Source organism: Marinobacter sp. G5_S1_61_S3 (assembly GCF_054968585.1).
Genome location: NZ_JBQKUK010000005.1, coordinates 131,004 through 150,179, shown reverse-complemented (window position 1 = coordinate 150,179; position 19,176 = coordinate 131,004). Strand labels below are relative to the sequence as shown.

18 protein-coding genes are annotated in these 19,176 nt (G+C 56.7%); 2 read left to right on the top strand and 16 right to left on the bottom strand.

Translation table 11 applies throughout. The annotated features are described in order from the left end of the window. Positions 1–78: 78 nt before the first annotated feature. Entirely contained in the window at positions 79–546 is a 468-nt protein-coding gene (locus ACTRWH_RS06450; RefSeq protein WP_462826146.1) for a DUF4124 domain-containing protein, read from the top strand. A 242-nt stretch (positions 547–788) separates the two neighbouring features. Here ACTRWH_RS06450 and ACTRWH_RS06445 read toward each other — a convergent pair whose 3' ends face one another. Beyond that, positions 789–1,733 (bottom strand): IS5 family transposase, encoded by a 945-nt coding sequence (locus ACTRWH_RS06445; RefSeq protein WP_339752636.1) that lies wholly within the window; start codon positions 1,731–1,733, stop codon positions 789–791. A 187-nt stretch (positions 1,734–1,920) separates the two neighbouring features. Here ACTRWH_RS06445 and ACTRWH_RS06440 point away from each other — a divergent pair, with 187 nt between their 5' ends. Then, on the top strand, positions 1,921–3,042 hold the full coding sequence (locus ACTRWH_RS06440; RefSeq protein WP_462826145.1) for a hypothetical protein: 1,122 nt from the start codon (positions 1,921–1,923) through the stop codon (positions 3,040–3,042). 76 nt (positions 3,043–3,118) lie between these two features. Here ACTRWH_RS06440 and ACTRWH_RS06435 read toward each other — a convergent pair whose 3' ends face one another. The 15 genes from ACTRWH_RS06435 to ACTRWH_RS06365 all read right to left on the bottom strand — a co-directional run bounded on the left by ACTRWH_RS06435 (position 3,119) and on the right by ACTRWH_RS06365 (position 19,127). Then, the gene (locus tag ACTRWH_RS06435) at positions 3,119–3,352 is read right to left on the bottom strand and encodes a hypothetical protein (protein ID WP_462826144.1); all 234 of its coding nucleotides are present in this window, start codon (positions 3,350–3,352) and stop codon (positions 3,119–3,121) included. Then, positions 3,352–5,268 carry a hypothetical protein gene (locus tag ACTRWH_RS06430; RefSeq protein WP_462826143.1) on the bottom strand — a complete coding sequence of 639 codons (1,917 nt, stop codon included), beginning with the start codon at positions 5,266–5,268 and terminating at the stop codon, positions 3,352–3,354. The genes ACTRWH_RS06435 and ACTRWH_RS06430 overlap by 1 nt, the downstream gene beginning before the upstream one ends. Before the next feature lie 3 nt (positions 5,269–5,271). Then, positions 5,272–7,116 carry an RCC1 domain-containing protein gene (locus ACTRWH_RS06425; RefSeq protein ID WP_462826142.1) on the bottom strand — a complete coding sequence of 615 codons (1,845 nt, stop codon included), beginning with the start codon at positions 7,114–7,116 and terminating at the stop codon, positions 5,272–5,274. After that, positions 7,116–9,194 (bottom strand): hypothetical protein, encoded by a 2,079-nt coding sequence (locus ACTRWH_RS06420; protein WP_462826141.1) that lies wholly within the window; start codon positions 9,192–9,194, stop codon positions 7,116–7,118. The genes ACTRWH_RS06425 and ACTRWH_RS06420 overlap by 1 nt, the downstream gene beginning before the upstream one ends. Before the next feature lie 9 nt (positions 9,195–9,203). Beyond that, entirely contained in the window at positions 9,204–10,670 is a 1,467-nt protein-coding gene (locus tag ACTRWH_RS06415) for a hypothetical protein (protein ID WP_462826140.1), read from the bottom strand. Beyond that, a complete protein-coding gene (locus ACTRWH_RS06410) occupies positions 10,667–11,065 on the bottom strand; it encodes a hypothetical protein (protein WP_462826139.1) in 399 nt (132 codons plus the stop codon). Before ACTRWH_RS06410 ends, ACTRWH_RS06415 begins: the two co-directional genes overlap by 4 nt. After that, the gene (locus ACTRWH_RS06405; protein WP_462826138.1) at positions 11,062–14,262 is read right to left on the bottom strand and encodes a hypothetical protein; all 3,201 of its coding nucleotides are present in this window, start codon (positions 14,260–14,262) and stop codon (positions 11,062–11,064) included. The genes ACTRWH_RS06410 and ACTRWH_RS06405 overlap by 4 nt, the downstream gene beginning before the upstream one ends. Positions 14,263–14,327: 65 nt before the next feature. After that, positions 14,328–14,483, bottom strand: a complete 156-nt coding sequence (locus ACTRWH_RS06400) for a DUF7210 family protein (RefSeq protein ID WP_462826137.1) — start codon at positions 14,481–14,483, stop codon at positions 14,328–14,330. A gap of 37 nt (positions 14,484–14,520) precedes the next feature. Further along, the gene (locus ACTRWH_RS06395; protein WP_462826136.1) at positions 14,521–15,273 is read right to left on the bottom strand and encodes a phage tail tube protein; all 753 of its coding nucleotides are present in this window, start codon (positions 15,271–15,273) and stop codon (positions 14,521–14,523) included. A gap of 4 nt (positions 15,274–15,277) precedes the next feature. After that, complete coding sequence (locus ACTRWH_RS06390; protein ID WP_462826135.1) at positions 15,278–15,727, bottom strand: hypothetical protein; 450 nt, start codon at positions 15,725–15,727, stop codon at positions 15,278–15,280. Continuing rightward, on the bottom strand, positions 15,724–16,278 hold the full coding sequence (locus tag ACTRWH_RS06385) for a hypothetical protein (protein ID WP_462826134.1): 555 nt from the start codon (positions 16,276–16,278) through the stop codon (positions 15,724–15,726). Before ACTRWH_RS06385 ends, ACTRWH_RS06390 begins: the two co-directional genes overlap by 4 nt. Then, on the bottom strand, positions 16,278–16,829 hold the full coding sequence (locus ACTRWH_RS06380; protein WP_462826133.1) for a hypothetical protein: 552 nt from the start codon (positions 16,827–16,829) through the stop codon (positions 16,278–16,280). The genes ACTRWH_RS06385 and ACTRWH_RS06380 overlap by 1 nt, the downstream gene beginning before the upstream one ends. Before the next feature lie 3 nt (positions 16,830–16,832). Beyond that, positions 16,833–17,372 carry a head-tail connector protein gene (locus ACTRWH_RS06375; RefSeq protein WP_462826132.1) on the bottom strand — a complete coding sequence of 180 codons (540 nt, stop codon included), beginning with the start codon at positions 17,370–17,372 and terminating at the stop codon, positions 16,833–16,835. 45 nt (positions 17,373–17,417) lie between these two features. Then, positions 17,418–17,765, bottom strand: coding sequence for a hypothetical protein (locus tag ACTRWH_RS06370; RefSeq protein WP_462826131.1), 348 nt, complete (start codon positions 17,763–17,765; stop codon positions 17,418–17,420). Between the two features lie 81 nt (positions 17,766–17,846). Continuing rightward, a complete protein-coding gene (locus tag ACTRWH_RS06365) occupies positions 17,847–19,127 on the bottom strand; it encodes a phage major capsid protein (RefSeq protein WP_462826130.1) in 1,281 nt (426 codons plus the stop codon). Positions 19,128–19,176 lie beyond the last annotated feature (49 nt).

Below are 19,176 nucleotides of genomic sequence, written 5' to 3'. Positions count from 1 at the left end.
AAATCCCCGCATGCTTTAACACCATTTGACACACTGAATCGTGTAACTCCGATAGGCTAATCACAAAAGGAGGTTAGCATGCTCAAGGAAGCACTCTTCGCTTTATTGATTCTCACCATGTTCCCATCTGTGGCGATCGCCGCCATCTATAAATGCACTGTCAATGGCCAGGCTGTATTTTCCGACGAGCCCTGCGGGAAGGACTCCAGGGAGATCGACCACAAACCAGCCCCAGCGATTGGCGGCCGCTTTGACACTGGCACTGATGCCGAGTTCTACGAACCGGAGAAGCGTGCCAACAAATCTAATAGTGAGTCGTGCTCCTACATCAATTCCACCAGGCTGCGGCAGCTATTGGTTCAGAATAAAATCACTCGAGGAATGAAGCCGGCAGATGTACGCAGATCCTGGGGATCGCCCAGTAGCATCAACACGGGTGGCAGTTCCATCCAGTGGGCATACCACTACCCTGACTATTCATCGAGCTATGTGTATTTTAGGAATGGCTGTGTTTCAGATTGGAGTGGTTACTATCGCACAAACTAGCGAATTACCTGTTCCGTTTAAACTTCTAGTTTGATTCGCGCACCGGCTGCATGGGTCACCCAAACAGGCTTCACTGTTAGTGTGATATGCTAGCCTTAGTTAGGGAAGGTCTGAATAACCGCTGATTTTTGCCGATTTTGGTTTGAGCCGGCAAAAACCGAAGATTCAGACACTATTCTCCCAATGTTCGTGTGTTTTTTGCCCGTTTCCCGCCATTTTGGCGGAAAACAGGCGCACTGGCCCTATGCCAGCAGGTATTTTTCACCAATCAGCAGGTTGCTGAACGCAGCCAGCAAATGCAGACGGTTGGTGTTTTTGGCGAGTCCGCGATAGCGGACCTTGCCGTAACCGAAGACTTGTTTAATGTACCGGAACGGATGCTCCACCTTGGCACGAACACTGGCTTTGATTTCTTCGGCTTTCAGCTTGTCGGCATCCAGTTTCTTCCGAGTCCCAGGCCGTTTGGCGATGAACCAAGAGACGTTTTTGCGATCCTTATGCTCATCCCGCTTCTGAACGCCAAGATAACCGGCATCACCGAACACGCGTTGCTCTTCACCGTGCAACAGCTTACCGGTGGGAACGATGTCATGAACGTTGGCCGCCGTGGTGTCGATGCTGTGAATCAGTCCGAGAGTGTCATCAACGCCGATGTGCATTTTCATGCCGAAGTGCCACTGATTGCCTTTCTTGGTCTGGTGCATTTCCGGATCGCGCTGGCCGCTTTCGTTTTTGGTGGAGCTGGGTGCAGAGATAATAGTGGCATCGACAATGCTGCCTTCACGCAGCATCAGGCCGTTTTTCTCAAGGTGCTTGTTCACTTCTTTGAACAGCACTTTGCCAAGGCCGTGGCGCTCCAGGAAATGGCGGAACTTGAGGATCGTGGTTTCGTCCGGCAAGCGGTCCAGCTTCAGGCCGGCGAACTGACGCATGGATTCGATCTCGTACAAGGCATCCTCCATGGCCGGGTCGCTGAGGTTATAGAACAACTGCATGCAGTGAACGCGGAGCATGGTAGACAGCGGGTAAGGCGGTCGACCAGTCTGGCCTTTGGGGTAATGGCGGGCTACCTTTTTCTCCAGCTGCTTCCAGGGAATCAGCTTGTCCATCCGTTCCAGAAAGATCTCGCGGCGGGTTTTGCGCTTCTTGGTCTGGTACTCGGCTTCGGAGAAGGTGATCTGATCCATGGCGACATTGAATCCTATGCGGTTGACGATGGCCGAATTATCGCTGATTTTGAGACTTATTCAGAGTCTCCTTAGCTCTAAAATAAAGTTTCAGCAGCTATCCAATTATATAGCTATCAGAGTAGTTGGCGCATAAAACCCGAGAGTTAAGTAAGTAGATTATCTGCACTAATAAGCGATTTTACATATGGAAAACTTAAATATAGCTGACGATATTTCGGGCCAAGCCTTTTCCTTGGTTGACTACGCAAATATTTTTGAGAGTTTTGCAATCGGGATTGCCGCTCTCGGTGCAGCGTATTTTGGCGCCAAAAGCATTAAGAATTTACTGCAAGAAGAAGACATAAAGGAAAGATATAAAATAGTCCGACAGCGAAACTTTGAATTGACATCATATTCCTTAGACTTGCTTCGGAAAGTTGATCAAAATGACACTAATCCTTCCAGCGCATTAAGTGAATCTGACTTAGTTTACTTTCGAGAACTATCTCAATATCTGGAAAAAGAATCCCACGGATCTGGCTCAGTTCCACAGACATTCTGCTATTTGCTAAAGAATATTATTGACAGCCTCAAACCTGGATACAAGTCAGACCGGGGAAGCTACATTCTCAGGTCAGGAAGGCTTGAAGCATTCTTTTACAACACTGTCGCAAGAATGATCTACTACCTAGACCACCACATTGAAGTCCCGACAAGAAAAAGAACCAACTTAAGAAACCTAATAGTAGGATGGTGGTACGGATTGCCAGCAAAGCGTGAGCTGGCGCCAGGTAGCTTTGGTGTCTTCTTATCCAATAGAAGCTTCGCAGTCAAAGCCATGCATGATGTTCTCGAAGAAATAAATGCGGAGAGCATCTACTATGCTCTATTATTCAAACATGTAAGAAACACCCGTGAGGCTGTAAGGAAATCCCTTGAATTCAATGCCTATATACCGCCTTCATTTGAAGCTCGTCAGAGCAAAGAAGGTGTTAAGGACATATTCTTTTATGGAACCCAACTTTTCCTCATTAAAACAGAGATAAATACAGATATAGATACGGATGAGAAGACGGTACGGGCATACTATCATGACTTGGATAGATCTAGTGTTGATCTGAAACAAGGTGATGCGCTCGCCATGATACTACATGACATGAGGGACAATATTTCGGGAATGTCATTTTTTGACCTCTTCAAGAAATATATGATCATCGGCGATGGAGCAATTCGAGTAGAGATTCCTATTTCAAAGATGGATAGAAAGCAAAAAAAGTTCAAAAAACAGGTGCAAAAGAAGGCAGGACCTAAATATCTACCACGATAATTGTCATGGAAAGACGTAACACGCAGACATCATGACCTACCCATCCAACGACGCGACAACTCAGTTATTTATAGTATTATACATACTGCGTGGCACTGGGGAGATCCGGCGCCTCGCCGATGATCTGCTGCCCCTCTACCCACGCTTTCTTCCCAGCCTCTACCGGAGTGCCCTTCAACCGGACTACCTCCCCATCCCGGCGAGTGGCCAAGCTGGTACCGTCCGTCTGAACGGACTGGATGGTTACTATGTATCGGGCTGCTCGCGGAAGTAGTTGCTTGAACCGGGACCAAGGGTTAACGGTTGCCATCAGTAGTGGTGCCTCTCGACTTTAACGTTTTGAATAACCCGGCTGGCTCCAGGCTTGCTGACGTTGATTGAAACACCCAGCACATTGCCTCGCCAGGTCGCGGACGAATCCCTAGTGTCTCGGTATTCGACAAGCATTGCGGGCACTATGAGACCAGGGGAACCACTGGTTGGGAGGATCGTTTCAATAGTGACGATCTCCTGATTGCCACCAGCAGACAACGCAGTTATCCCTCGCAGACGGCACTGTTGAGCCTCAACATTGAGCTCATCATAGATATCCGGGGCGGCTTGGTCGCCTGCACTTCCCTGCCGGATCACCTCTGTCGATACGCCATCGGTGATTCCGCTGACAAACACATAATTGTATTCCGGTTGAGGCTCCCACTGGGATGAGTAACCAGTCACCATGGAATCCTGGATGACGGCATCCAGATCGGATTCGGCCAAGCCGGGGTAATACCATGGCGGCGTTTGCTTGTAGCGATGATAGATATGCAGGATGTCGTCGGTTCGATCCGGAATGACCACCGCACCAACGGCGGCCGCCAGTTCGGAGATCACCTCCATGGCCGTCTTGCCCTCATACCCCCAAGCTCCGGCGGGGATAACGTAGTCATACAAGCCATCCTGGAGCGCGACTGTAAAGCCGGTGAACTCCACCTGGTTTGTCATTGCCAGAGCCATATTGGTTGGCTGGTCAATCCGGCCAGTACGCTTGGGAGCGTATGGGCCTGCCAGTAACTGGGGTCGGCTGACACCGGTTATCCTCCACCGCTCCTTAGCAAAGCGTTTGTCCAGGCTGTACCGCTCCACGATGAAGCGCCACTGGTGTCCGTTCACTGTCGCGATCACTTCGGCCGGGCCCTGGGCTGTTGGCCGTATTAGATCCATGCTCTGGCGGTTGAGTATGCTACAACTCATTTTCCAGGCGAAGCTATCAATGTCCAGTTCGATGGTTAGATCGGAGAACTCAAGGGGCATATTCTCCGCTGTAGCGATCAAGCTGCTGCTGTTCATGATGATATAGGTCCGTTTGATTTCAGGTTCATCTGGCGGATCACCAGGTAGCGGAGGTTGTTGGTCATAGTCGAAATCGACCTCGGTTCCTTTACGGGGTTTGTCGTCCCAGGGATGACGAAAGCGATTGTCTGCCGGTTTGTTGGTAGTCCACCCCTGAAGATCCAGGTCACTGAATAGCGGCCTGGTCGGGATAACCGGCGGAATGATCCTCGTGTGTCTGTCGAGATTGAAATCGGTGACGGCCGCGCTGGGCACGTTGTACGGCCTCGATATCAGATTGAAGTCGGAAGCCCCCGGGGCGTATCCGTCCAGGATCGCGGCCGGCTCCGGCTCCCAATACGTTGCACTGTCGATGCTCGACTGTCGATCGATCACGTCCTTGGCTCGCGGGTAGCCGTATCCCTGTCCCGATTCCTGGTCGATCGGACGAATTGAGCTGTCCCAGGCCTGAGCAGGCCCGCCGCGCCTGGCGTCCTTGATCGCTACAGGATCCCATCCGCTGGCGTTCGCTCCCGGACCCTTGACCGCCGCTGCCCTCCAGGGCTGGACGCCCTCCGTGATCGGCTCGTCCTTCGCCACCACCTTATCCCATTGCTGAGGCGATCGGCCGTCGAACTGCTTCGAGGCCATCGCCACGCGTAGAGTGCGCCTGACAGCCTTCTGTGCCGGCGTCATGGAGTAACCGACGCCGGAGCTGCTAACCGGCGCCGAGCTCGTCAGTTCGACCGCCAGCGACGACGTGACCATGATCCCCGGCGGGATCGGGTACTGAATCGGGATCTCGCCAGAATCCAGGATATTGAAATTGACCGCCATCGGATCCGCTGGCGGTCGGTATTCCGAAGCCTCGAGGTTGAAATCTGCGAAGACTGGCGACGGTATCAGGTAGGGCATCGGTTAGACCTTGGCCGTTACGCCGACGGGTACATCGGCGTGTCCGTCGTCGTTATTGCCCCACATGACAATAGTCCCGTCGCTCTGAACTGCAGCCATCGTGTAATAGAACGAGGCAATCATGACGACGTCGCCCAGACCTTCTGGCAGGTTCCGCACACCATAGTTAGATGAACCCCACACGACGACTTCTCCGGTATCAATCAATGCGGCGCTGTGAAAACGGCCACCAGCAAGATCTATAACACCACCAAGGCCGGCCGGAACGTTGCATTGGCCATCGCCGTTTAGCCCCCAAGCATAGACGGTACCATCGGAAGAAAAAGCAAGGGAATGCTCCAGACCGGCGGCCACGATGGTTGCAATGTTCAGCCCAGCAGGCACACTCCGCTTACCGTTTCCGGTGTCGCCCCAGGTAACAATTGCCCCCTCAGAATCAAGAGCAATGCCGTGATCGTATCCACTCGCAACTTGAGCGATGTCTGTCGCGCTTGTCGAGCCTGAAGTACTACCCCATGTGACTACAGTTCCATCATCCTTAAGCGCTATGCAGCCGTAGCCAGTTGCGGATATACCGATCACCCCGGATAGACCGGCTGGAATGTTCTGAGATCCATTCAGACCACGCCCCCATCCAGCAACGGTGCCATCGGATTTAAGAGCGTAAGCGTCGTAGTAGGAGCAGGAAACCGCGACAACATCGGTAAGGCCTGCGGGAACGTCTGTTGCTCCGTATTGATTGTTACCCCATGCCGCTACAGTGCCGTCCGGCTTTACGCAAATTGTGAAGTCGATACCGAGCGCTATTGGTTTTCTCATAACTTGGATGTTGAGCCCAATCTCTATGATCTCCGGATTGATCGGCCCATGCACTGCAGGCCGATAGAAAAGCGCCGGCCGCACTACAGCGGTACCGACGGTCTGGTCCTGGCCGGTGTCGGTTGACCATGAGGGTTCGGACGATGACAGATCGCCAGCGGTGACGCAGTCGTAGACGTAACCGTTTGGCGCCGTCGGGTGTATCCGATCACCGACCGCAATAGCCGCGTCCGGCGTGAACTCTTCGCCGTAGTTATCGAAGGCCACGACGAACACTTCACGCGGAAAGCCATCCCGGAGAATGATTTCGTATTCCCCCGTCCCGGGATCGCTTACGGTCTGTCCCAGCGGCTTTGATTCAGTGATCGTCTGGTCATCCAGGACGAACGTCAGGCGCTCGAAACTAAACGCCCGTAGCATCCTCTCGACTGGCACGCCCTCAATCTCCATGAGTCCGGCGACACGGCTCCCAAGCGCACTGTCTGGCTTGTCCCAAGCAATGAACGTAACGGCCGGTGGAAACTGGAAAGGCTCAACAGTCTGCAAGGTCATGCTGGTATCACTGTAAAGGCTGGCCGCCGGATAAAGAACGGTGTCGTTCGGAATATCCATCGACTCAACCCAGACGATCGCCCCGTCCCTGTAGACCGTGCAAGTCTTCTCGTCGAAGTCGATCAGGATACCGAGAACACCGGCGCTTACGTCAGGCTGGCTTTCTCGTGCTCCGGATCCGCCAGGATAGCTGTAACTGAATGTTCCGGAGGCTGGCTTCCATCCTCCAGCGATTGGCGTACCGGTTCCGAGATCAACGTCGAGACTTGCTCCAGCTCCGATAAAACCACCAGAACAAAAGATATCGTCGGTGACATCGTCCGGCGAAATTTCGAAGTACCGACGCCCCTTAGACCTTCCCTCTATACCTCTAACGGTTCCGAAAGTCTCGTCACCCGACCTGGTTGCCGTCTGCCCATCTCCGCTGATCGTGATCTCCGCCTCGATACCAGTTGGATCCCATCCTGAACCTGCCATTAGTCAGCATCCCCCCGGTTCTGTGTCGCGAATGAATCCTCGGTCGCTGTCGCGGGACCGGACAGAATGGTCCGAGCAATCCAGAACGGCGCCTGAGCTCCGTCAGTGTTGAACCGCAGCGAGTTGCCGGCATTCCAGCCGGTACCCCAGCCCTCCTGTCGGATCGTGAAGTAAGGCGCCCCGGTGGCCGGGTTTATGATCGAGACATCTGTCGACGTGTTTCCGTTACCGATAACGCCGACAGTCTCGCCAACGACTTGGAAGCTGGTCGCCGTGGTAAAACGGATCAACCAACGTTCTTTGATCGAACCCTGGTTCGTGATCTCGAACGGATACGCGACGTCGTTATATTTCGCGGTGGTGTCGCTGCCGATCGGCTCGTCTGACCATTCGGAGGTCCAACTCGCCTGGTGGAAGATGTTGTACACACGCGCCCTCAAATCACCGTGAAGGACCGCCGAGGATAGGGTCGCCTCTCCAGCCGGGTAGTCCTGCGAAAGCTGCGCATTGAAACCCACGAGGCCAGATACTTGCACGTCCGTTATCAGGACCATATCCTCGACGCGGTCGTAGACAGTTAGCGGAGTTGTGATGCTTGCGCCCTCGCTGTCCTGGAGTACCAACGGATCGCCCCACGTGAGGACGCCAGCCTCGCGGTCGAGCGTGTAGCTGTTCGGATCCAGTGTCAGGCCATCGGCACCCTTGACCCACACTTCCGCCTGGTGATCCCTGGTGAATGTCAGGGTACCGCCGGCGGTCGGACTGACGACCTCGGTCTCAATCGTGTGACTGAACACGCCCACATCCCCGGGCAGGAAAATCGGGACACGGCCGTCACTCGGGAGCCTAGTCGGATCCAGCCCCAGGAGGCCAGGATCCAGCGGCAAATACTTGTAGGCCACGGCCGAGTATTTGAGGGAGGTCGGGAAAATCGGCTCGGCCCATTCGATCGTAACGATCCCGGTTTCGGTGTCGACCTTGCCCGAGGCGATCGCGTCATCGGTGAGTGTGCCGTCAGTGGCGGCCTGGACACTGACCTCAACGCCGGACTCGGTGACCGCGTTAAGGATCAACGACGCCTGCCGAAGCGGAGCGCCGGCCGTCCGGAACTTGCTGTAATAGCTGGTCCTCTCCCCTTTCCAAGTCAGACACGAGAGGATGTTCGCGGCTGTCGCGAGGTTCTGAGAGACTGGCCAGGTGTTCAGCTCGACGATACCAGTCGAGTAGTCGATCGAGCCGGCGCTCGTGCCTGCGTCGGTCACAGGTGACCAGTCGGTGATAATCGCTCCCGACCTATCTCGGTATGTCTTGCCGCCAAAGGTGAACAGGACCGAGCCAGGAATCACCGGGCGAGGAGATCCAGGAATAAGCGCGATCTTCAAGCCAGGGATCGGTATCGTTTTCGCCTGCGCCGTGTCCGGATCCGAACTCACGGTGTACGCGAACGTGATATCGGTGCCGGTGTCGTAGTCCTCGAGACCGTTCGTGCCGTTCTGCTTCCACTGCTGAGCCAGGAAGCCGGAGCCCTGCTCGAGAACCGTATAGTTGTAGTTCTGGCGCATATCGAAGGTGACCGAGCCGGCGACGTAGTCCACGGATCCCACGATCACGCCGTCGCGCTTGAGATTGCCGTTACCGTCGTCGTGCGCCACGGCCTCCAGGGTGTATGTCCTGCGCTCGTCGGCGGTACCGCCGCTGCCGTAGGTCGAATAGTCAACGTATTCCTTGATCCGCTCGATCTGAGCAACCACCACCAGCGAGCCCGGACGGATATCGCTGTCCGCCAGCGCCTTTGTGATCTCCGCCTGTGTCGGCGTGACGCTGTCGGTTTTCTTTGTGGATCCGCTGAACTCGTTGTAACTGACGGAGTAATCCCCATCAGCCGGAGTCGGCGCCGGGTTAGGCTTAAAGTTGACCTGGCCGGATCCGTAGTTCACGGTTCCAGATCCGTTGCCTGTCAGGTTGCCGACGCCGTCGTCCGTGAGGCTGTAATTGCTGGCACCGATCGACCAATCGATTGTGAGCGTGCTCGGAGTGATGTTCCTCCGAGGTTGAAATACCATTCCAATGCCTGCCATAAATGCCCCTTAGTATGTGTCTGTGATCCGGAGCTCGACCGCGTTGATCGGAGCGTCGCTTGTGCCGTCCTGGATATCGAAAGACTGGTCATCGCCCCAGGAGTAAATGATCTCGGTCCCCACATCCGGAAGTGCGGCCATGGTGATATTGATCGTGCCGGTGCTGTAGTCGACCTGGCCGGTACCGTCTCCGGAGAGCCTCCCGTCGCCGAGATCCCGAAGCGTTGCCCAGCGACCGAGCGCCCGATACTCAACGATCAGCGTCCCTGGTGCGGGGATCGGCCGAGGCTGGAATACCCAGGTCAGGGATCGAGTCTGGAGCGTGACCTCCTGTGACGCCGTGTAGCTTTGCTGAGAGAACGCCGCACCAGGTATGAATGTGAGCGTAATAGGAGCGTTTCTCCGGCTGCTGAGGTCGTATCTGATGCGAACGACTCCCTCCGCATAGTCGACGATCGACTCCACTACATAGTTACTGCCGCCCGTATGCTCGAGCTTTCCGCCATCGTCGGCATAGTTGCCGTTGCTTCCTGACACAACCAGGCTGCCGGGAACGATCGCGCGGCCGGTGTAATACACGGCATAGTTATCGCCGTCGAGATTCACGTCGTCGGCGTCGACCGAGATCGTGCTCGCGGAGGCAGGCACGACCGGGATCCGACCTGGCCCGCCGTTTCGGTCGACGAGAGCGGTTTCGCTCTGTGCGCTCGGAACCAGATTGTTGTAGACCGATTCGAGCTGCGCCGTCAGGTCCCCGGGAGCCGCGCTTACGGATAGCTTTTTCGCCCCGTAGTAACGAGCGGCATCGGCGACCTGAGTCGTCAGGATTGCGGCCGCGCCCGCTTCCTTACCGGTCGGGCGCGGATCCGATCCGGTGAAGTCGGTTTCAAGCTGGTTCGCCAGCGAGATCTGCAACGTCTGGAGGTCGAAGTCCCTGAAGTCGTTGCCGACCTGGATCGTAAAGGACTGTGTCGCGACCTCGACCTCGGTCACCCTGACATACTGCTCGGTCGATCCCTCGCTGAGGGCGTAGACCTCTCCCGTCTCCGGAGGGATTGCGTCCGTCCGCTGCAGTGCGGATATCCCGCGCTGTCCCTCGAGCTGATCGCCCCAAAGCCAGAAGTTGGCCTCGGTGGCCTTAACGACATAGGACTCGATGCGATCGCGGGCTGCATCCCGCCTGTCCGTGTGGCTGCCAGTCTGAAACAGAGTGACCCCCACTCTGGGATCAGCCGGGTTTCGGAGCGCGATCGTATGCGCACCGAGTAGAGTGTCCTGATTCGGTGACCGAACGGAGAGGAACCCTTTACGCATGTTGACCCGACCATAAACCCGATCAAGCCGGGAGACATCCGGCATGGTGTTATTTACTGCACCTTCCTCGACGACGTTCCCGCTCATGCGACCACCGCCGTCCTCGGTATCGGCCATGACCTGGCTCTCAGCAAGTACTATCTGCTCGTTGGTAATGGTCACGGGTTGATCTCCATAAAGTTGAGTGTGATTGCATACCGGTGGTCCGCATCGGGATCCGGTGCGCGATTGATCTTTTCAGCCTCGATTGCCGGGCGCCGAAACATCACGTTGTATTCTGTGCCCCAAAGCGAAAGCGTAAATTGCTGATCCGGCAGGCTCGCCATGGCATAAAGCTGCAGCAACAAAGCCCGGTATACCCAAGCGGCATCACGCCCACCAAACAAAGTGATTGGCCTGCCGTCCTGCCGCTCCCCTTCCTGAACAATCAGGCTGCCAGTGGCGCTGTAGTCAGTGCTGTGCTCTACCGGCGTCCACGCAAATTCATCACGCCAGTCCAGATCGGATGGCAACGTCAATGTCGTGGTGCCATCGCTGAGTGTTATTGGCAGGGTCATTGAGCGCTCCTGAGTCCGGCCTGTTCAAGCACACTTAGGAACCCGTCAGGGTCCGATGTTTCCACTTCGGTTTGGCCTCCACTGGGTGTCTGCAGAACGATGGTTTGCCTGGGTGAACTGGCTTGGCTCTGCTGTCGGTTGGTGGTTGTGCTGCGCTCGCGCTCCTCTCGCTGCCGCTCCCGCTCCGCCTGTTCCTGTTGGCGCTGGCGATCGGCAGCTGCCCGTTCGCGTTCGTTTTCTTCCTCGCGCCGGTTCTGCTGTTCGATCTTGTTGATCTTCTCCAACTGTTCCAGGGCGCGGGCGTAGTCCGCAGCGGCATTGTCTGCCCCCGCCTGCCTGGCTTGCTCCAGCTGTTCCTGCAGGCGCTTCCGCTCGGCTTCGTATTGCAGGCGCTGAGCCTCTTCGGTATCGCCCTGAATGTCCGCCAGCCGCTGGCGCAGGCTGTTGAGGGTGGATTCGGCAGAAGAGTTTAGGGATTCGAGCTTTGAGCGGGCGGCATCGATGGCGGACTGTAGGCCGGACAGCCGCTGGTTATCCAGGAGGTTGAACTTGTCAGCCGATCGCTCACTGATATTGGCCAGCTGCTCCAGCGAGAAAGCGCCACTTTCTACGGATTCCTGCAGCTGCTCAGCGGCTACCGCCTGCTCGTAGAATTCCTGCTTCACCCGCGCGGCTTGCAGGGCGACGTTGGTGAAGTAGTCAGCAAAGGTGTTGTTTCGAAGGCGCCTTGCCGAGGTGTCGAGCCTGGCCACTTCCTGGTTTACAGCATCCAGCCGCTGCTGCGCGGAATCCATTGAGGGCGTAAAGTCGTTGCCAAGGAAACGCTGCTCAAACAGCGTGCGCGCAGCATCACTCAGGGCACTAACGCTTTGCCGGGCATTGGAGATAACAGCGCCAAAACCATCGAAGGCACCTTGTGACTTATTGCCTGCATCCTTCGCCTGGTCGCCAGCCGCCTTGGTTTTCTCCGCCAGCTTGTCGACTTCCTTGCCTGCATCCGTGGCGCTGTCCTTGACGCTATCGGTACCGGTGGCGATCTCCTTCTGCCGTTCCTTGATTTTCGCCAGCGCCTGATCCAGCGCTCTGTTGTCAATCTTATCCTCAGCAAAAAGCTCACGAACCTTGGTTTCGATCAGGTCGAATTCTTCAGCAGTGCTGATGTCCTCAAGCGCGGAGCTGATGCCATTACGCAGGATTTCAGCGCTCTGTTTACTAGTGGCGCCAAGGCTGTTGATTCGATCAGCAACATTTGAAAGCCCGGCGACAGACTCTTTTGCATCCTGGCTGATACCGCTCAGCGCGCGGCCAGCCTCAAGCCCCATTTCCTCCAGCGCTTTCTTAGAGCGCTCCGCTGATACAGCCTGCTTTTCCAGAGTGTTAGAGGCTTCGTCACCCGTCTTTCTCAATGCTTCCGGCAGCGGCTTCAACGTGGCAATGGTGTCGTCTATTTCCTCGCCGGTTTTCTTAGCGGCCTTCGCACTGTTATCGAATGCATTGGCCGCATCCTTCCCGGCCTGCTGAGCCTTCCTGCCATACTCAGCTGTCTGCTCAACCAATGCATTAACTGTGGCATTGGCCGCATCAGCTTTTGCCTGCAGCGTTCCGTATGCCTCATCGCTGACAACGCCGATCCTGTTCAGCCCCTCGGTAACCTTCGCCGCCACCGTCAAGAAGTTGGCCAACGTAGCTGCAACGAACGTAACGGCAACACCGCCAGCAGTCTGGACGGTTCGGAACACAGCCGTAATGCCATTACCCAGGAACTGGACGGTATCCACCAGCGTCTGAAACCCGCTTCCGATTGAGGACTGGTTTTTAACCAGGCTTTCAAAGAAATCGGTAGCGGAGCTTGTCAGCCTCTGGAATACGCCGATCAGTTTGTCCGCACCACCAGAGGTGTTGAAAAGCTTCAGCACCCGGTCGGTGGATTTAGCAACAACTGGCGCCAGCTCAACACCAATGCGGTTTACCAGGCCTTTCAGCTTCAGATCGATATCGTTGTAGATATCGTTGGCTCTGGTGAGATCGTCCAGGTCCTCGTCGGAAATGATGGCACCACTTGCCTGGGCTTCCTGGGAGATCCGGCGCAAGGCCGCCGCGTTATTATCCAGTAGCGGCAACAGCAGAGAGGCATCACTTGCCAATGACTCGAGGAAGAACACCTGCTCTGAACGGGAATCAAGCTGAGTGATCGCCTCAGACAGCTTCAGGATTTGCTGATCCGGAGACAGGTTGCGGAAATCTTCAATACTCAGGTTGAGCTGTTCGAATACGTCAGCGGCTTCGCCGCCCCCCGTTGCGGAAAAGTCACCGATCTTTTCAGTGACATCCTTCAGAATGTCGCTGGTTTTCTCCCCTTCAATGTTGAACTCTTTACCAGCCAGCTGGAATTCCTGCAGCTTCTGAGCGCTGATATCAATCGCATCGGAGGTATTACGGATGTTTCGCGCGGCTTCGCCCTGGGATCGACTGAACAGCGTCATCGTGGCAACGGACGCACCAACGGTTGCCGCAAAGCCGGTGACCGTAATGGCCGCTGTTTTCAGCCCGGATCCGATGGTACCCAGTACGGGGCCCAGCCCTTTGACGCGATCGCGGAACGTGCCTACACGCTTGCCAGATTCAGCAACGTCGTCACCCAGTTCCCTGCTGCCAGCTGCAGCCAGGCGGGCGCTGTCGCGCATCTGAGTCAGCTCGGAAGTAACACTGCTGATCTCATCGTCCACACCGGCGATTTCGCGCTTAATGCGCAACTGCTCGTCAGACAGGTTGCCGGTGCTGATGCCAGCATCCGACAGGCTGTCTCGCAGCTGGTTCAGTTCAACCTGGTTCGACTGCCACGCCTGGTCTGCCGAATTGGCAGCCTTTCGGGCTTTCTCAAATTCGGTGCGCTGTGCCTTGGTCGGCTTTTCTGTCTGGGCCAGCGCCTTGCCCAGCTCGGTGGCCCTGGTCTTCGCCTCATCCTGCTGGCGCGCCAGGTCCCGGGTTTCGCCCTTCAGATCGGCGAACTGCTTCACCAGCTTCTGCTGGTCACGCAAACTCTTCAGGCTGCCAGCCAGACCTTCCAACTGCTCACTGGCTTCACCGGTATCCTCACCCAACGCTTCCAGCTCTTTCACAAGCTGGCCCATGGACTTCAGACCCTCGACGCCTGCCCTGATCAGCAGTTCAACTTCTTGCTTCTGGTTGTTGGCCATGGATGCTCCGGGCACAAAAAACCCCGCCGCAGCGGGGATGGTTTCAGGCTTTACTTACTGGCAGGTCAGATTACTTCCCGCCGGGTCAGGCGCTCTGCCTGGGCTTTGGTGAGCTTTACTTCCGCACCCGCCGGATAGTGAATGCCACGATGGCGGTGGGGCTTTTTAAGCTTCGCGCTCACTGTATCCGCCCGCACTGCTTCTGGTTCTTGCTTAGCCATATCGGTGTACTCCTGGTTAGCCAATGGGCTGGTGGGTTTACTCTACGAAGTCAATTTCGTAGGGGCTGGTTTTGCCTTCGGGGGTAACCATGGTTCCCTCGAGGGTGCCGGTGATGAACTCACGGGACATCAGGTCCAGCGCCTGGGTGGCACTGAAGGCGGCACTCCACACCGTCACCGCTGCGGTTTTGCCTGTTACCAGGTTCTTACCGTCCATGATGATCTGGCGCTTTTTGGAGATCTCGGTAGCACCCAGCACTCGGTTACCGCTGGTAGCAGCAGTGTCGTAATCGATATTTACCGCTACGGCCGCTGTATCGTTCAAGGCGCGAATCAGGCCCGAGGCAGACTCCACCTGGTAATCAGTATCGCGCACCAGCTCCGTTGCTCCGGCATCCGTGGTCACCACGATGGTGGAGGTATCCACATGGGAGTTCGGAAGCTTCAGCCACATGCCGTTGATCAGCGTCATAGCTTCGCCGGTAACCGTCTCCACGCTGTTGTCAAAGCCCTGCACGGTACCGGCCAGGGCATCCGCCAACAGGGACGACGGCAGCGAGTCGAAGTCCATGGCAATACGCGGCGCTTCACCAGGCAGGTTGACGCTGTCCAGAACCTGGCCATATGTGTCGCGCTCAAAGCTGGTTCGGTTCACACTTTCGGGCTGGGGCGGCGTCAGCTCCATGCGGGATACGTTGATAGGGCCCGCGAATTCCGTGGCCACATCACCTGCCATCTTGGCCATGTAGATGTTGCCGGCGAAAATCAGGCCAGTGTCTTTATAGGACATAGGGTTAGCTCCAGTTCAGGGTGTTGTACGTCAGGGTAATCGGCAGGTAGATCGGGATGATCTTGCTGCCGAGTTCTACATCGTCGAGCTGAGCCTCGCCGGCTTCGATCTCGACTGCCAGGCCATTGAACTTGATGCTCTCCGGCCGGAATATGGTTCGGTAAATGTCCTGCAGCAGTGAATCCTGCCGCGTCCGTGTGCCTTCACCTCGCTCCAGGTACGCCACAATTTCCACTGTTCGGACCTGCATCGTTGCCCCACGGTTATGCCCCGTCACCCGATCAGTCAGGTTACGAATGCCTATGCATGGCAGCGGCGTGTGCTCATCAAAGTACAGCGCCGGGTCTTCGTCCTGCACGTCTCCGGGCAGATCCGTGGCGTATTCGTTAGCCGTGGAGATTTCCTCCAGCCGGGCGATCAGCTCATTGACTACCTGCGTTGCGATTGCGGTCATTTTTTCAGTTGCTCGTTGTAGCGTTTTATGAATTTATCGCTGAGGGATTCCTTAACACCTTTCACGTAGGCCTGGTCCGCAGCGGCCTGGAAGTGCAGCTTTACGCTGTGGCCAGCAGCTGGCTTGATTCTGTCCTCACCTACCTTTCGGTGCCGGGTCAGAATGGCGCGGTTCTTACTTTTCGGGTTCACAAAACCCCACACCCGCATCAGCTGCCCGCCTTTCTTGATCCACACGCTGGCGCGGGTACCCGTGCTGTCTGTCACCCGGGTGGTGGTTTTCCAGAACCGGAACGGTATGCGCCGGCTGGTCGGGGCCAGCACTGCAACGGGCAGCTTGTTAGTGGCCCGCCGCAGAGTGATCTGGCCGCCCGCTTTGGCGCGGGATACGCCATCCCGGGCAATGAGCTGAGCCAGCTCTTTTTTACTGTCCCGCGCCTGGTCATTAATGGCCGCCCGGGTGGCACGGCGGATGGCCTGGGGCTGGTCCTCCAAGGACTTAACAACTTCGTCCAGACCATCTAACTGAATTTGTGGCTGTCGACGAGGCATTAGCTGGTCACCATCACGGTAATAGTTACGCCGTCGTCGCTGCCTTCCACCACACCATCCACGGTGTAGGTGGATCCGCGCAGGGTGATGGTGTCGCCACGCCGGCCCCACGGGTAGGGCAACTGCGGCTGGAACAGTTCGATCTGCAGCCGAGGCTCATTCATCGGGCCTATGTAAATATTCTCGCGGGTGATGAACGCCAGCACGTCGCTGCTGTCTTGTTCTCCGCGCTGCTGATACTGGGCATCCACACCAATAATCCGCCGCGCCGATACCGCCAGCTCGCTGCGGCTTTCCCCTGGCTCTACCGATTCCACCAGGTACCACATGCCCTGGCGTTCCAGCAGTTGCCCCTGGACCAGCTCCGGGTGGTAGCGCAAGCGGACAAACGTGCTGTCAACAGCGCGAATCCCAGTCTGTTCACCGCGGCCAACAGAACGGGGCTCCTGGAAACCCGCCCACAGCTTGCCGATCAATGGCCAGGTTGGCGGCGCCCCGTCCCGACGGGCGGCATAAAGCGTGGCGCGGTCCTTAAGTGTTCCGGCTTGCATAGCTCAACCAACCCTGTGGATGACGTAAGGCGCGAGCAGCATCTCAACGCCCATCGGGAGTTCACTGGAGATCGTGCCAATCACGACGGATTCACGATGTTCGTATAGGTGCCCTATGATCAGCAGGGCAGCGGAATTGACATCCGCAGGGCATTCTTCCCACCCAGCATTAACCGTGATCTGAACACTGGCCCGTTGAGGCCTGTGGTCCGGCCAGGTGTTATCTATCGCGGGATACAGAACGGGATAGACACCGCGCTTTTCAACGTCCAGGGCACTGGATTCCAGCACCGTTCTGACGCCGTCCGGATCCAGATAAGAAACCTCCGTGACTTCCCGAATGGGTGTCCACTGAAGTTCCAGCCCTTCCGATCCCCTGGGCAGCCGATCGGCAAGCATCACGATGCCGTCGCGCTGGTCGAATACCTGACCAGTGCGGTTCTCGATGTGCCGAAACGCGGAAGCAATCAGCGAAGTGATCAGCGTGTCTTCCTCGCCGTGCTCCACCCGAAGGTGGGCTTTCGCTTGTTCAATCGTAATCATCGGCTGGTGTCCTTTGGCCGGCCGCAGCCGGCACAGGGTTTGGGTTTAAGCTTTGGGCTCAGGATCCTGCTCTGCCTTTTTGGCAGGCAGCTTGGTGCCCTTCACCGCAACGCGCCCTTTCACCAGGCGTTCAGCTTCCTTTGCTTCAAAGCCCGCGATGTCGCCCCGGCTATAGCGGCTGTAGGGCTTCACGAATGTAACCACTACGCTTTCACTCGATTTAGCCTTGGCATTCTTCTCAGCTTCCAGGCGAGCCTTTTCCTCAGCTTCCTGCTTTGCCTTCTCTTCTGCTTCCAGGCGAGCCTTTTCCTCAGCTTCCTGCTTCGCCTTCTCTTCTGCTTCCTGAGCCGCCTTCTGCTCAGCCGTCAGTTGATCGTTCTTTTGTCCAGCCATGATGTGGCTCCTCGAATTTACGCAATCAGGGTTTAAGCAATGGCGGCCAGGCCGCCATGCGAACGACAACCGGCGCCTGGTTTACCAGGTAACGCCGGTACCGAGCACCAGGCCTTCCAGATGACGGAAGCCGATATCGTGCTCAGCCACTACACGCACAACCGACTGGTTGCGGCTGAACGCCGACACCAGGTTGCCGCCGCTGTCCTTGTAAGTAGCCTCTCGGCTGAAATCGACTTTCATGTTTTCCTGCTCGCCGATCACCACGTCGTTCCAGTCCGCGAAGTAAATCTCGGACTCGTTGGTACCAGCCCCCAGGTTGGTGGGAATTGTGGTGGTGTGCTGCACCGGGTAGCCCTTCAGTTGGCCCTGTGCCAGTTCCGGATACACCTTGTTGCCGTTGCCGTCACGCAGGCCGAACAGCTTCATGTAGGTGCGCGGAGACATCGCCCAACCTGGCTGAATCAGCAAGCTATCGCTGTTCATCAGGGTGAGCATCAGGCCGTCCAGGTAGGCATCGATGGTGGCCAGGTCAGCGGTACCGCTCCAGGCGGAAGTTCGGCCGCCATCCGTTGCGGTTTTCTTGAAACCGGTCGGAGTGTTGCTGGTGCCGTCATCCCGCAGGAACGCCTTGTCTTCCCGCACCGCCATGGAGTTGATCATGTCGTTCAACACGATCTGCTCGATACGGAACCCGGCACGGCCAATCAGCGCGTTAGACATCGGCACCAGGGTGATCATGGTCTTCGCAGACAGATTCACGTCATCGGTGCTACCTTCGCTGGCCAGCACGTCGTTGCCCTCACCCACGTAACCGGAGCTGGCACCGGACGCCATGCGCGGCATGGACAGGTTGCCGTTAGGCAGCGGCACGTTCCGGGCACCCAGCTGGCGCACGACGGTACGGGGGCGCAGCAGCTCGATAATTTCATCGTGCATGTTTTCCGGTACCAGGGCGCCGCCGGATCCAGCACCGGTTTCCATGGCCATGGCAACATCCATATCGCCAATCTCGTTGCGGGCAAACTTCACCGCATCACCCAGGTTGCCGCCGCCGGCCGCGATCGACATAACCATGCGGGCAGCGCTGGCGCCCTGGTATTGCTTCAGCTCAGGCTTGGTATGAACTGCCGGAGCCTGACGGCCAGCAGTTACTGGCTTTGCGGTTAGCGCGTTCATTGCCTCAGTTGTTTCGGCGCGCTCCATTCTTGTCGTCAGCTGGTCGAACTCAGCCTTAAGAGCATCAAACTCCGTCAACTGTTCGGTGGTCAGCTCGCCAGCTTCCTGCTCTGCTGCGGCCAGGGCCTGAACCTTCTGATTCACTTCCGCACGCTTGCGGCGGAGTTCTTCGATCGGATCCATAACACGTTCCTCTTTCTTTCAGATATAAAAAAGGCGGCCAAATGGCCGC

What these genes read in the sequence shown, in the direction of transcription:
- ACTRWH_RS06450 (WP_462826146.1), top strand. Translation starts at nt 79, where the DNA reads ATGCTCAAGGAAGCACTCTTCGCTTTATTGATTCTCACCATGTTCCCA.
- ACTRWH_RS06445 (WP_339752636.1), bottom strand. Translation starts at nt 1,733, where the DNA reads ATGGATCAGATCACCTTCTCCGAAGCCGAGTACCAGACCAAGAAGCGC.
- ACTRWH_RS06440 (WP_462826145.1), top strand. Translation starts at nt 1,921, where the DNA reads ATGGAAAACTTAAATATAGCTGACGATATTTCGGGCCAAGCCTTTTCC.
- ACTRWH_RS06435 (WP_462826144.1), bottom strand. Translation starts at nt 3,352, where the DNA reads ATGGCAACCGTTAACCCTTGGTCCCGGTTCAAGCAACTACTTCCGCGA.
- ACTRWH_RS06430 (WP_462826143.1), bottom strand. Translation starts at nt 5,268, where the DNA reads ATGCCCTACCTGATACCGTCGCCAGTCTTCGCAGATTTCAACCTCGAG.
- ACTRWH_RS06425 (WP_462826142.1), bottom strand. Translation starts at nt 7,116, where the DNA reads ATGGCAGGTTCAGGATGGGATCCAACTGGTATCGAGGCGGAGATCACG.
- ACTRWH_RS06420 (WP_462826141.1), bottom strand. Translation starts at nt 9,194, where the DNA reads ATGGCAGGCATTGGAATGGTATTTCAACCTCGGAGGAACATCACTCCG.
- ACTRWH_RS06410 (WP_462826139.1), bottom strand. Translation starts at nt 11,065, where the DNA reads ATGACCCTGCCAATAACACTCAGCGATGGCACCACGACATTGACGTTG.
- ACTRWH_RS06405 (WP_462826138.1), bottom strand. Translation starts at nt 14,262, where the DNA reads ATGGCCAACAACCAGAAGCAAGAAGTTGAACTGCTGATCAGGGCAGGC.
- ACTRWH_RS06400 (WP_462826137.1), bottom strand. Translation starts at nt 14,483, where the DNA reads ATGGCTAAGCAAGAACCAGAAGCAGTGCGGGCGGATACAGTGAGCGCG.
- ACTRWH_RS06395 (WP_462826136.1), bottom strand. Translation starts at nt 15,273, where the DNA reads ATGTCCTATAAAGACACTGGCCTGATTTTCGCCGGCAACATCTACATG.
- ACTRWH_RS06390 (WP_462826135.1), bottom strand. Translation starts at nt 15,727, where the DNA reads ATGACCGCAATCGCAACGCAGGTAGTCAATGAGCTGATCGCCCGGCTG.
- ACTRWH_RS06385 (WP_462826134.1), bottom strand. Translation starts at nt 16,278, where the DNA reads ATGCCTCGTCGACAGCCACAAATTCAGTTAGATGGTCTGGACGAAGTT.
- ACTRWH_RS06380 (WP_462826133.1), bottom strand. Translation starts at nt 16,829, where the DNA reads ATGCAAGCCGGAACACTTAAGGACCGCGCCACGCTTTATGCCGCCCGT.
- ACTRWH_RS06375 (WP_462826132.1), bottom strand. Translation starts at nt 17,372, where the DNA reads ATGATTACGATTGAACAAGCGAAAGCCCACCTTCGGGTGGAGCACGGC.
- ACTRWH_RS06370 (WP_462826131.1), bottom strand. Translation starts at nt 17,765, where the DNA reads ATGGCTGGACAAAAGAACGATCAACTGACGGCTGAGCAGAAGGCGGCT.
- ACTRWH_RS06365 (WP_462826130.1), bottom strand. Translation starts at nt 19,127, where the DNA reads ATGGATCCGATCGAAGAACTCCGCCGCAAGCGTGCGGAAGTGAATCAG.